The sequence below is a fragment of the Hyphomonas pacifica genome, assembly GCF_000682675.1.
Classification (GTDB): domain Bacteria; phylum Pseudomonadota; class Alphaproteobacteria; order Caulobacterales; family Hyphomonadaceae; genus Hyphomonas; species Hyphomonas pacifica.
In genome coordinates, this window is record NZ_AWFA01000008.1 from 66,938 (window position 1) to 80,172 (window position 13,235).

The 13,235-nt window shown below is 60.4% G+C and carries 10 protein-coding genes; 3 read left to right on the top strand and 7 right to left on the bottom strand.

All coding sequences use genetic code 11. The annotated features are described in order from the left end of the window. Position 1: 1 nt before the first annotated feature. The 5 genes from HY2_RS04025 to HY2_RS04045 form a co-directional block, all read right to left on the bottom strand. Positions 2–430, bottom strand: coding sequence for a hypothetical protein (locus HY2_RS04025; RefSeq protein ID WP_034824928.1), 429 nt, complete (start codon positions 428–430; stop codon positions 2–4). A 32-nt stretch (positions 431–462) separates the two neighbouring features. Further along, a complete protein-coding gene (locus HY2_RS04030; RefSeq protein ID WP_034824930.1) occupies positions 463–1,452 on the bottom strand; it encodes an NAD(P)H-dependent flavin oxidoreductase in 990 nt (329 codons plus the stop codon). Between the two features lie 75 nt (positions 1,453–1,527). Then, the gene (locus tag HY2_RS04035) at positions 1,528–2,940 is read right to left on the bottom strand and encodes a DEAD/DEAH box helicase (RefSeq protein WP_034824967.1); all 1,413 of its coding nucleotides are present in this window, start codon (positions 2,938–2,940) and stop codon (positions 1,528–1,530) included. Between the two features lie 229 nt (positions 2,941–3,169). Beyond that, positions 3,170–3,892, bottom strand: coding sequence for a ligase-associated DNA damage response endonuclease PdeM (pdeM, locus tag HY2_RS04040; RefSeq protein WP_034824932.1), 723 nt, complete (start codon positions 3,890–3,892; stop codon positions 3,170–3,172). Positions 3,893–3,941: 49 nt separating this feature from the next. Then, positions 3,942–6,425, bottom strand: coding sequence for a ligase-associated DNA damage response DEXH box helicase (locus tag HY2_RS04045; RefSeq protein WP_034824934.1), 2,484 nt, complete (start codon positions 6,423–6,425; stop codon positions 3,942–3,944). 70 nt (positions 6,426–6,495) lie between these two features. Here HY2_RS04045 and HY2_RS04050 point away from each other — a divergent pair, with 70 nt between their 5' ends. Then, positions 6,496–7,215: a hypothetical protein gene (locus HY2_RS04050; RefSeq protein WP_034824936.1), complete on the top strand. Its 720-nt coding sequence runs from the start codon at positions 6,496–6,498 to the stop codon at positions 7,213–7,215. A 6-nt stretch (positions 7,216–7,221) separates the two neighbouring features. Here the strand turns inward: HY2_RS04050 and HY2_RS04055 are convergent, their stop codons facing one another. Then, positions 7,222–8,778 carry a serine hydrolase domain-containing protein gene (locus tag HY2_RS04055; protein WP_081814911.1) on the bottom strand — a complete coding sequence of 519 codons (1,557 nt, stop codon included), beginning with the start codon at positions 8,776–8,778 and terminating at the stop codon, positions 7,222–7,224. 138 nt (positions 8,779–8,916) lie between these two features. On the opposite strand from HY2_RS04055, the gene HY2_RS04060 reads away from it, so the two are divergent. Then, the gene (locus HY2_RS04060; protein ID WP_034824937.1) at positions 8,917–9,714 is read left to right on the top strand and encodes a hypothetical protein; all 798 of its coding nucleotides are present in this window, start codon (positions 8,917–8,919) and stop codon (positions 9,712–9,714) included. Positions 9,715–9,738: 24 nt separating this feature from the next. On the opposite strand, the gene HY2_RS04065 is transcribed toward HY2_RS04060, so the two are convergent. Next, positions 9,739–11,727, bottom strand: coding sequence for an acyltransferase family protein (locus HY2_RS04065; protein ID WP_051594697.1), 1,989 nt, complete (start codon positions 11,725–11,727; stop codon positions 9,739–9,741). Positions 11,728–11,905: 178 nt separating this feature from the next. Here HY2_RS04065 and HY2_RS04070 point away from each other — a divergent pair, with 178 nt between their 5' ends. After that, positions 11,906–12,934 (top strand): ligase-associated DNA damage response exonuclease, encoded by a 1,029-nt coding sequence (locus tag HY2_RS04070; protein ID WP_034824938.1) that lies wholly within the window; start codon positions 11,906–11,908, stop codon positions 12,932–12,934. Positions 12,935–13,235 lie beyond the last annotated feature (301 nt).

Below are 13,235 nucleotides of genomic sequence, written 5' to 3' on the forward strand. Positions count from 1 at the left end.
ATCAGCCTGCGGAGTGGCAGGCGCCGTCTTCACGGGTCAGTGCGCGGCGCACAGTGTCGACGTAGCGGCCAGTGGTTTCGAACTCCGTCGCAGTCACACCGTAGGCAGAGCTGTTGCCAGACGCATCGAAATCATCATCAACGCGGCCCGCAGCCTCTTCCAGGCCGAGATTGTTCTCTTCCCGGATATCGGCAATCACGCGGGATACTTTCAGGATCGTCTCCTGATTGGCCTCGGGCTCGTCTGCCAGCAGCTGGCTGTAGCAGCCGCAATATGCCTCAAGCGTGTCGCCATCCTCTGCGAGGTCCTCCTGAATTTCCGGATCACCGCCCAGCATGGCGGTGCAGGTCGCTGCAGTCTTATCGGCTTTTGACGCGCCACAGGCGGCAACAGCCAGGCAGGCAGTGGCCAGAATGGATACTCGGATCATCAGGAGTCCTCTTCAAAGATGGTGCTGTCAGGTCAAGCCGGAACCTTGCCAGCCAGCATGCCTGCCAGACGGTTGGAAATGATATCTTCCGCTTCTTTCATGATTCGGTCGATCAGTTCCTTACAGGTCGGGATGTCATGTATCAAACCGGCTACCATGCCGCAGGACCATGCCCCGGCATCCATTTCGCCTTCTGTCATGATGCGCGGATAAACCCCGGCAACTTCCTCGATGATGTCTTCGAACTTGATGTCAGAGCCCAGCTTACGCTCTTTCTCCAGAAGACGCTCAACGGCCGCATTGGTCATCACGCGCTCTGTGTTGCGCAGCGGACGCATGACAAGGCGCGTGTCCAGCTCGGACGCGGCGACAATGGCATCCTTCACATTCTGGTGCACGGGCGCTTCTTTCGTTGCGATGAAGCGCGTGCCCATATTCATGCCAGAGGCGCCCATGGCGAGCGATGCCACCAGGCTGCGGCCATCAGCCTGGCCACCGGAAGAAACGAACGGAATTTCCAGCTCATCGGCGGCGCGTGGCAGAAGGATCATGTTCGGCACATCATCCTCGCCCGGGTGGCCACCACATTCGAAACCATCCACGGAGACCGCATCACAGCCAATCGACTGCGCTTTCAGTGCGTGGCGCACGGCGGTACATTTGTGGATCACCTTGATGCCGGCATCTTTCAGCACAGGCAGAACCTGAACCGGGTTGTTCCCGGCAGTTTCAACGACGGTCACGCCGCCCTCGATGATAGCTTTCACATAGCCCGGATAGTCCGGCGCGTTGACCACAGGCAGGAATGTCAGATTCACGCCGATCGGCTTGTCCGTCATGTCCTTGCAGCGGGCGATCTCGTTTGCCAGATCTGCAGGGGTTTTCTGCGTCAGGGCTGTAATAATGCCCAGGCCGCCTGCATTTGAAACGGCCGCAGCCATTTCTGCAAAACCGACATAGTGCATCCCGCCCTGAATGATCGGATGTTCAATGCCGAACATCTCGGTGATGGCTGTCTTCATGGCATATCCTCCTTGTTCCGGGCCTATCCATGGCGGAAGGCAGGCCCGGAAACAAGGCTGACATTGGGGAAAGTGCTAGCTGACCGGAGACCAGCTCTTTTTCGGCTTGCTACGGCGCTTCTGGCCATTGGCATTTGCCTGGACAGAGCGCTGTCCATTGCTTTCACCGCGCGTGGATGAAGCGGCTGCTTTGCCGGGGCCCTTGCGGGGGCCTTTGCCAGCCCCACCAGAGCGGCTGCGGCTATGCGTCTGGCCACGTGGCTGCTGGCCTTGGCGACGTCCGCCGCCCTGCCCTCTTCCACGGCTCTGCTTGGAGTGCGGGCCCGGCTCTTCCGGCAGGGACAGGTCCAGCGCCATGCTCTCATCCGGCGTGTCCAGCGTGTCGATCTTGCGTTTGATCAGCTTTTCGATGTCGCGCAGATAGGCGCGCTCATCATTGCCAACAAAAGACAAGGCGATGCCGCTGCGTCCCGCGCGAGCCGTACGGCCGATCCGGTGCACATAGGATTCTGGCAAATTCGGCATGTCGAAGTTCACAACATGGCTTACGCCGTCAACATCAATGCCGCGCGCCGCAATGTCTGTCGCCACAAGGATCGGAGCCTTGCCGCTCTTGAAGGCTTCCAGAGCGCGGATGCGCTGGTTCTGGCTCTTATTGCCGTGAATGGCCTCGGCATAGAGCCCTTCATTCGCCAGATGGCGAACCACCTTATCAGCGCCATGCTTGGTGCGCGTGAACACGATGGCGCGGTCCATGTCATCGCCCGACAGAACCTCTGCCAGAAGGCGCGGCTTGGAATCGCCCTTCACGAAGTAGACAGCCTGGTCAATGCGCTCGGCAGGCTTGGACACCGGCGTGACAGAGACTTCAGCCGGCTCATGCAGGAAGTCACTGGCAAGGGCGCGGATTTCCTTCGGCATGGTGGCCGAGAACAGCAGCGTCTGACGGCGTGTCGGCAGCGCTTTCATCACTTTCCGGATCGCCGGCAGGAAGCCCATATCCATCATCTGGTCGGCCTCATCCAGCACAACGGCTTCAGTGGTTCTCAGCGTCACCGCGCCAGTATCCATATGGTCCAGCAGGCGGCCCGGCGTTGCGACCAGAACGTCCACGCCGCGCGCCAGGGCGCGCACTTGTCCGCCCGGCTTTACGCCGCCCACCACAGTCGTCGTCGTCAGCTTCATCTGGCTGCCATAGACGCGCACGCTTTCGGCGATCTGGGCGGCCAGCTCACGCGTCGGCGCAAGGATCAGGATACGGGCACTTTTCTTCTCGGGGCGGCCTGGATTGGCCGCAAGACGGCTCAGCAGCGGCAGCACAAAGGCCGCCGTCTTGCCGGTACCGGTTTGGGCGATGCCCACCAGGTCGCGGCCTGTCAGCAGCGTCGGGATAGCTTCAGCCTGGATCGGCGTTGGTTTGGTATACCCCTCAGCCTTGATGGCGCGGAGGATCGGCTCGGCAAGGCCGAGATCAGTAAACTGTGTCAATTCAATACTTTCTATGCGAGCGCAGGGCGGTCTTCGAAAGACCGCGCGCCCTGTTAGGCTTTTGTTTTCTTTGGGAAGCCTGTGTTTGATCGGCATCCCGGTTCTGGCGCGCACTCGACGCGGAACCGGTACGGCTACGATCAATGCGAGAGCAGCAGCTTTTCGCCCTGCTAAAGCGGCATATGGCACGCTTCACTGCATTGTACAAATGATTATGACCGCGGCTTCGTTAACGCCGCCAGCGCGCCCCGGCGGGTTTGTCGGCGACAAGGCTCTTGTTCGAGACCATGAACACCCGCTCCTGGCCCAGCGCGAAGGCCATCACGCCTTCCGGGAAAATCGGTGCAAACGCTGCGTCCAGCACGTTCAGACCGCCGGTAAATGCGCCCATGGCAGGCATCACCAGCCGTGCACCATCGCTGGCAAAACAGCGCCGACGAACAGACCGCCCGCGCCCGATGATCTTCGCCGCCGGGTGGAGGTGGCCGGCCACTTCCCCCACTTCGCCCGTCGGCTCGTGCCGGAAGACCAGCGGGCCGACCCGCAGCGTCTTCGTGGCCCGTCCGCCCAGATGCTGCGGCGGGTCCGGATCATGGTTGCCTTCCACCCAGACCCAGTCATGCGCGGCCGTCAGTGCCTGAATCCGCCGTGCATAGGCCTCCGGCAGGCGCAGTTCTGCTGCGCGGTCATGAAAGCTGTCGCCCAGGGAGATAATTGTCGCCGGCCGCAGACTGGCGCACAGGCGCTCGACCACGGACAGCGTCGCCGCCGTATCATAGGGCGGCAGCATCTGCCCGCGCGCCGCAAAGGCGCTACCCTTTTCAAAGTGCAGGTCCGACACCACGAGCACTCGCTTGCGCGCCCACCACAGCGCCCCCTCCGGCAGCGGCGTCAGCAGCTCCCCGGCAAGGTGCAGATGCGTCTCAGATGGTTTTGCAACAGCGGCAGTCATGTAAAGGAATCTGACCTGCAAAGCCGTGAGGGTCAATCGCGGCGCTCACCTACCCCATCGCGTCGCGCACGAGGTCTGCTTCGGCTTCACCCAGAATTGCGTCCTGTACGGAGGCGCCGGAGACCGGTTCCTTGCCGATTTCCAGCATGACCGGCACGGCAAACGGGCTGATCTTTTCCAGCGCCTGATGGTCTATCTTGCCGCGAATACGCACCAGCGCGTCAGACAGGCGCCGTACATCCAACAGCCCCGTCGCTGCATCCTGCCGGGCGGCCTGCAGCAATATATGGTCTGGCTCATGACTGCGCAGCACATCATAGATAAGATCTGCCGAGAAGCTTACCTGCCGTGAGTTTTTCTCCTTACCCGGAAGATTGCGATGGATCAGGCCGGAGATCTGCGCGCACTGGCCGAAAGTGCGCTTCATCAGCGCGCTCTCGTCCAGCCAGCTTTCCAGATCGTCGCCCATCATGTCCGGATGGAACAGCGCGTCCATGTCCACTTCGCCCAGATCCTCCATACCCCAGACGGCCAGCGCGTATTCACTTGCCACGAAGCCTGTCGGCTTTGCCCCCATCCGCTCCAGCCGCCGTGTCAGCAGCATGCCCAGCGTCTGGTGTGCGAGACGCCCTTCAAACGGGTAACAGACGAGATAATTCCGGTCCCCTCGCGGGAAAGTCTCGACCAGCAAATGATCCGGTGGCGGAATAGAGGATCTCTTTTTCTGGATCTCGAACCATTCGCGCACAGGCGCGGGCAGCCCTGTCCATTGTGCGGGCTCATGAATCATCCTCCGCACGCGGTCTGCCAGAAAGGTCGTCAGCGGAAACTTGCCGCCATTATAGGACGGGATCGCCGGCTTTTCAGCCACCGCCCGAACCACCAGCGCATCCGTGCCCTCAATGCCAACCAGCCGCAGCACTTCCCCGGCGAACAGGAATGTGTCGCCCGGTGTAAGCATGGAGAGGAAATACTCTTCCATCTCGCCTAGCTTCAGGCCTGGGCGCACACTGCGTTTCTCACCCGGCTTTGGTTTTCCCACAAACTGCGCCAGCCGCACCGCCAGCATGGGCGATTCCACAATCGCACCGACATTCATGCGGTGCGCCTGCGCATCCTGCGCCGTGCGCGCCACCCACAGCCCGTCCGGACGCCGCACAATGCGGTGAAACCGGTCATAGGTTTTCAGCGCATAGCCACCGCTCGCGACGAAGTCGACAATACGCTCATATGTTTCCCAGTCGAGCCCGACATAAGGCGCGGCGCGGACAATTTCCTCATACAGCGCATCCAGCCGGAAGCCGTCCCCACAGGCCCGCCCCATGATATGCTGGGCCAGCACATCCAGCGCGCCCTGCCGAATACCCTCGCCATCAATCTCGCCCGCCTCGACGGCGGCCTCTGCCGCACGGCATTCCAGCACCTCAAACCGGTTCGTCGGAACAAGGACGGCTCGGCTGGCCTCATCCATCCGGTGATTGGCCCGGCCAATGCGCTGGATTAGACGGGCGGCCCCCTTTGGCGCACCCATCTGGATCACAAGGTCCACCTCGCCCCAATCAATACCCAGATCCAGCGTGGAGGTGCAGACAACCGCCTTCAATACGCCAGCAGCCATCGCCGCCTCAACCTTCGTGCGCTGCTCCCGTGCAAGGGAACCATGATGCAGCGCAATCGGCAGGCCGTCCTCATTGGCATGCCAAAGTTCCTGAAACATCAGTTCGGCCTGGCTGCGCGTATTGACGAAGACCAGCGTCATCGTCGCCCGCTTGATGGCCTCGTACACTTCGGGCACGGCGAAGCGCCCGGAATGTCCCGACCACGGAATACGCTCGCGGGAAATCAGAATGTCCACATCTGCGGACACGCCGCCCTCTGCCCGCAGCACCTTCGCGTCAGGCGCCAGCCATCTTGCCAGCACCTCCGGCTCGCGCACCGTGGCAGACAGGCCAATGAACCGGCAGGCCGGGGCCCAGCTCGCCAGCGTGGCCAGCCCCAGAGACAACAGGTCTCCGCGCTTTGACGCGGCAATCGCATGCGCCTCATCCACGATCACGCATTTCAGGTCCGCAAAGAATTCCTTCGCATGGTCAGAGGCGATGAACAGGGCCAGCTGTTCCGGCGTGGTCAGCAGAATGTGCGGCGGGGTCCGGCGCTGGCGCTGGCGCACATGGCTCGGCGTGTCGCCGGTGCGGCTCTCGATGCGAATGCCAAGGCCCATTTCCTCGACCGGCACCATCAGATTGCGCTGAACATCCGTCGCCAGCGCTTTCAGGGGAGAGATATACAGCGTGTGGAGTGCGGGACGGTCCGAGTTCGTTGCTCGCTTGCGTTCGCGCAACTCGATCAGACTGCCCAGAAAGCCCGCCAGCGTTTTGCCGCCACCAGTCGGCGCAATCAGCAGTGCGCTCTCGCCCTTCAGGCTCGCTTCGGCCAGCGCCAATTGGTGCGGCCGGGCCTGCCAGCCACGGCCAGCGAACCAGTCCTCGAAAGACTGCGGCAACATAAAGGAAGAAAGATCGCTATCGGCCATGTCTGCTATTAAACTATCGCAAGAAATCCCTGTTGCCTCTTTTTTTCATTCAGGGTTCAGGCAAACACTGATGAAACCGCGCTTGCCTCACAAGGAAGACATGCCGATGCCACGCTTTCTAACCGCTCTTGCGCTGATCAGCCTTGCTCCTATGCCTGCTCTTGCAGATCCGCTTCAGGATGCCCTGGCCGCCAGCCAGGATGGGCCGCTCTACACATTCGATCTCACTTATCGCGACAGCGACATCGAGGCACTGATACAAGTGGACCCCTCGCGCCCGGAAGGAGAGCGCCTGTTGGTTCTGTCTCCGGACAAGTCCGAATGGAGCGAAGACCTGACCAAACGGATTGAAGACATGCAGGCCAGTACCGATGGCGACATCTGGTGCCATAATCTGGCAGAGCACATTCCGGATGATGCCCGCCTTGTTTCCGAAACGGACAAAACCGCCACCTATACCTTCACGCCCCTGCCGGCCGAGGATGCTGACAAGAACGAAAAGAAGGTCACCAAACATCTCACAGGCTCGGTTGTGGTTGACAAAATCGACCCTGCCATTCTCAGCTTCCGCATGGCCTCGGACAAACCTTTCAAGCCCGTAGCCGTCGCCAAGATTGATGATTTCGACATGCAGATCGCCTGTGCCCGCGCACCGGATGGCCGTACCCATATCGCCCGCATGGACATATCGCTCAGCGGCTCTGCCATGATGCAGGCGTTCAGCCAGTCAGACCATCAGGCCATTTCAAACCTGCAACCCATTCCGAATTCCGGAACGGGGTCCAAATAGTCTTCCCTATTCCTCAAGACCATATTTCTTCAGGATTTCCTCGCGGATCGCATTTTTGGCGCGATCCGTGCGCGCACGGCGGGCATCAATCGTTACCTCAATCTCTGCCTCGATCTGCTCGCGCTCGGCCGCCTCGGCTGCGCGGGCATCTTCAGCCGCCTGCAGCCCCAGCAGCACGTCGCGCGTGAAGGCATTGATGTCAAAGCGCGCACCGCCAATCACGTCAAAGCCGCGGCGAACGATCACTGCATTCATGCTCGGCACGATCACGACATACTGGCCACGATTGCCTGCCATGTAATACGTGCCCTGCGGAATGCCCGGCGCATTGTTCATCAGCCAGAACTGCGCGCCATAGCCTGCCGCACCACCGGCTGGCTGGGCGGGCCCTGGTGTCGAGACAAATTGCGCCCAGCCTTCCGGCAGCAAGCGTTCATTGCCCCAGACACCATCCTGCAGGTAGAGCTGGCCAATCCGGGCCAGATCCCGCGCCGTGGACCAGACCTGGCTGGACGAGACAAAATCGCCGTTCCAGTCGACTTCCATCGTGGTGTGAACCGCGCCAATCTTGTGCAGAAGTTTTTCATACGGGAAGCGGTGATAGGAATCGTCCGCTCCAAGAGATTCCCGAAAAGACCGCATCGCGATCAGCGTGTCATTATTGGCATATTTGAAGCGCGTACCCGGCTCTGCCTCCAGCACATTCTTCGCCGCCTGGTCGACCACGCGGCCACCACCGAAATAGATCCGGTCCGTACGCGATCCCTGCTCGCCGCTATCCAGCCCGCTCGCCATCTGCAGCAGGTCGCGCAAAGTGATCTCGCGACGCGGGTCTGCGCCATTATTCCAGTCTTCGATGACCGCCGGATAATCCAGATCAATATGCCCGTTGCGCCGCGCCGCGCCCAGCACGGTGGCGGTTATGGATTTCGCAACAGACCAGGTCCGCTGCGGTGTCTCATGATCAATACCGCGCGCATAGCGCTCAGCCACAACCTGGCCATCCTTCACAACGACGACGGCGCTGGTGCGCGTGCCATTACCATAGGTACGCTCGTCAAAAGCGAAGGATACCGGCGCCTCCAGACGCTCCGCCTCGCCAATCCGCAATTGCACTTTCACATTAGATCCGATGGCGCTGCCCCGGTCTTCGCCGGTGAATTCCGGCCAGGCCGCAAAGCGCGGCAGGAAGTTCAGCGCGCCCTCATCCGCCCCAATCGGCAGCTGCGTACAGCCAAAACCAGGGCGATAGGCAGCCATGCGCGGCGGCATCGTATCGGAATAGGAAACAGAGACCGTCTTCTTGCGCGGATTGATCACGGCATTCGGCAGGCGGTCATAGGCCCGCTGATAATCCTGATAGATGCCGGACAGCTCATTGGCCTCAATCTCGTCCACTGTCTGGCCCGCTACAAACAGGCCGGAACACAGGAAGCCCGCCTTGTAGCCCGCCGCCAGTGCGGCATCCAGCTCAGCCGTACTTCCGCCCTCCTGCGCAGCAGCCGGCAGGGCTGCCACCGATAGAACGGCAAGCGATGCAAGGACGGTTCTCAAGGGACGCATGGGCAAAACTCTCCTGTTACAGATGCAACTCTATGCACATGATTTCATGTCGCAAGTAAGACCTTCATCATCGCTGACCCTTTTTGCCGACATCCGGCGCCTATCAATGCAGGCAACAAACCCGGAGGGACGTGCGCGATGAGACTGACACACAAACATGCAAGTGCGGCAATATTTGGAAGCCTGCTGATACTGGCCGCCTGCGATTCAAACGCCCCGGAACGGGCCGATGTTCCCGCTGATCCGGTTTTGATGGATCACCCCGCAGAGACGGACGCAGAGCTGACGGATTTCCAGAAGGAAGTCCTCTCCGCCATGCAGCAGGCTGCCGAGTCCGGCCAGACCGATTCTGCCTTCATCCTGGCAGTTTTCGAGGCCCGCGAAGATGCCCGCGACCTGTTCCTCGACACCGCCGAGACCGCCTACGCAGATGGCAAGACGCCCTATGAGGCCGGACGGGCCGGCGGCGAGGCCATCCGCCCCATCATCATTGAGGAAAGCAATCGCGCCGTCACCCGCGCAACGGACCAACAAGCGGCAGACCTGATCACCATAACCGGAAAGGAATTCCGCGAATTCCAGACCTCCGCCCCGCAGGATTGCGCTCGCGCGGCCGCCGGTCTCAGCCCGCGAACGGACTCGCCGCGTATGAAACAGCTGCGCCAGGAGGAAAGCGCCGTGACGCTCGCCATCCTGCAGGCGCCCGATCAGACCGGCGGGACAGTCACCCCGATGGATGACATCCTCACCTGGATGGGTGCGGTCTTTACCGATCAGCCAGACGCTGCGACCGGGGCAGCCTATATCGGCACCCCCAACCCAACCGACGAGCAGGCTCGCCAAGTCTGCCACACCATGATCGTCATCTATGACGAACTCGGCAAGCTGCCCCTCGCCCAGCGCGCCGCCTATATGCGCGGCCTGTCAGCCGGATAAGCGCGCTCCCGCGCTTTAGCCTGCTTATGAGGGCGTACGCATATGGGGTGAAGAAAACTCAACATCACTCCATTCAACCTGCCTTGATCCGAAGGCAGACAAATGATGCTGATCCAGAAAGATCGGTTTGCCATCCTTTTCATACAGGCAATTGTCAGCCTCACAGAAAACCTGTTTGAGATCGTAATAGGCGATCCGCTCATCCTCTTCCGCGATGCGGCGGACAATCTCGCCCACCTTGTCATATTCGGGCATCAGAGCCTGCGGAGAGACCCACCCATCCTTCACCTTGTAGCTCAACCCGAAGAAGTCACGAAGGAAACGGCGTGCGACAAACCCGTCGCTGATCACCCGCTCCATGGGATTGAAGTCAAAGCGCGGAACATCTCCAACAAGAACGACATTCTTGTTGGCCTCATGCAGCCGCGATACCAGCGCCCGCAGTCCCCTATCAACTGCCTCCAGGCTCTCGACCGGAGGCAGAACTTTCTCGTCCACCACAGGACGGAACAAGCGGTCCCGTTCGGATGGCCATGAGCCGACAATGAATACTGTCTCGATGTCCGGATCACTCGCGATTTGCCGCCAAGCCCCGTCGACAAAATCCGCGCAATTGCGTGCATAGACCAAGCTCCCTTGCTGCGGGCGTGAATATCCCAGCAACGGCGCACATCCGGATTTACTGAACTGGGCCAGTGTTGTCCCTTCAGACGCAGCATACTCTTCAAGCCCCACGCCGGCAGCGGAAGCATGGCTATCTCCCAGCAGGGCGATGCGGCTACCTTCTGGATAGCAGGGCAAACTTTCGTCAAACCTCACCTGATCGAAGCTCAGCAGGCATGTACCCCGTCCCTCAGCGCGGACTTTCTCTGCCACAACCACACTGTGCGGAATACGTTGGGGCACACCGTCTGCCAGGCGCAGCGCCACCGGCACCGCTGCTACTGCCACCAGTACGGTCACATAGCGTACCAGCACCGGTATGTTTGGCAGCTTCCGTGCCCGGAAAGGCTGCTCGATATAACGCCAGGAAAGAACCGCTACGACAAAGCTCATTGCAGCCACGCTCAGCAGGGCCCCGCCTGTGTGGGAGTGGTCGCTCGCTATTCGTACATAGGCCATCATTGGCCAGTGCCAAAGATACCAGGAATACGAGATTAATCCCACGAACACGACCGGCTTCCATGACAAGAGCGTGCGATTGAAAAAACCCTCGCGCGCATGGATCAGCATGACCGTCCCGATCACAGGCAACAGAACCGCATAGCCCGGGAAAGAGGTGTCATGGTTGAACAGGAACAAAGACGCGATCACCAATGCAAAGCCCACAAGGCTAATCAAATCCGTGACCGCCCGGGAGGCCTGTGGGATCCATTTCTCATGATGCATGACGGCCAGTGTGACGCCGATACCCAGCTCCCATGCGCGAGGCGGCAACAAGAAGAAGGCCGAAACCGGCGCACGTTGAACTGCCACGATCGAGAGCGCAAAGCTCACCCCAATCAATACCAGCAAGGCAATAATCCGCCCTCGTGGCGCCAGCTTGATGAGTGGAAACATCAGGAAGGGGAAAACGACATAGAACTGCTCCTCAATACCGAGAGACCAGGTCATCATCAGCGGCTGGTAGACAGCCGCCGTGGCAAAATAATCGGAATTATCCCAGAAATAGACATTCGATAGGCCGAACAGCGCCGCAAAAGCCTGCGACGTCAATTCCTTCATGGCATGTGTGTTTAGCAGAAACAGACCCGCCAGCAAGGTTGCCAACACCACCGCCAGCAAGGCCGGCAAGATACGTCGAACGCGCCGCGCATAGAAATTCGCAAAACTGAAGGAGCCGTCCAGGGTATCGCCGTAAATGATGCCGCCGATGAGAAAGCCGGAGATCACAAAGAAAATGTCTACGCCGACAAAGCCGGCCGGTACCAGATTCGGAATAGCGTGATAGATAACGACAGAGCTGACAGCCACAGCACGCAGCCCGTCAATATCAGCGCGGTATTTATGCATGTTTCGTTTGTCTCCAAGTGTACAGCCCGCAGAATTCGCCCTGCCTGCGCACGGCAGGCTGATCCGCAAAGGGCCATAAGGGGATTTTCAGTCCCCTCAATGCAAGACATGTGCAACATACCATTTTACTCGCTGGAAAGCCCCTTCCCCGCTCTGTGCAATCGCCTACATTCCGAACATGCTGCGCCCGGACCTTCTTCTCTGCCCCACGCCCAAGGGGCTCTATTGCCCGCCCGGAGATTTCTATCTTGATCCCGTGCGCGGCGCGGTGGACCGGGCTGTCATCAGCCATGGCCATTCAGACCATGCGCGCGGCGGCCATGGCAAAGTCCTCGCCCATCCCCACACACTCGCCATCATGGCCGCGCGCTATGGGGAGAATTTCGCGAAATCGACCCAGGCCGTCGAATATGGCGAAGCGATCGAGATCAATGGCGTCACAATCTGGCTGTCGCCGGCCGGCCACATATTGGGCTCGTCGCAGATCGTGGTGGAGTTCAAAGGCCTGCGCATGGTCTTCACCGGAGACTACAAACGCCGCTGGGACCCGACCTGCGCGCCCTTCGAGCCAGTCGAGAACACGCATGTCTTCATCACGGAGGCGACCTTCGGCCTGCCCGTCTTCCGCCATCCGCCCACGGAACAGGAAATCGACAAGCTGGTCCGCTCTGTCGCTGACAATCCGGACCGCACGCACTGCATCGGCGCCTACTCGCTCGGCAAGGCTCAACGCGTGATCAAGCATCTGCGCCTCGCCGGGCATGACCGGCCCATCTACATTCATGGCAGCCTGGAAAAACTTTGCGAAGTTTATGAAGCCGCCGGTGTGGAGCTGGGGGAACTGCGCCCCGCCACGCTGGAAGACCGTTCAAAATCCGCACGCGAAGCCTTCCGTGGAGAGATCGTCATCGCCCCGCCCGGTGCCTTTGAAGGCAAATGGGCCCAGCGCTTCCCCGATCCCGTCATCGGCTTTGCATCCGGCTGGATGAGCGTGAAACAGCGCGCCAAGCAACGCGGCGTCGAACTGCCGCTCGTCATCTCGGACCATGCCGACTGGGACGAACTGACCGACACAATCCGAGACGTGGACCCGCAAGACCTCTGGATCACCTATGGCCGCGAAGACGCCCTCGTCCGCTGGGCCGAACTCGAAGGCCGCCGCGCCAAGCCGCTCAGACTTGTAGGCTATGAGGAAGAAACGGGGTGATACGTCCCACGAACATCCCCTTCCTCTCTTCCGCTCTCCCCGACGAAAGTCGGGGTCCAGAGCTGCAGGTACGGAAGTTTGTGGGAGACAGAGCGGCACAATCCCCCAGCCCGCGCTCGTGCTTCGACTTCGCTCGAGCCGAGAGCACTTCTCTTCTTCCCCCACGCACCAAACTCATCCTGAGCGAAGTCGAAGGATGTAGCGACAGGGAACACAGCCCCCAAAAGAAGCCCTCAATCCGTCTGATAGGCGCCCAAGTCATACTTCAGGTCTGCTCACACGGGGGCCGGATCAGGTACCG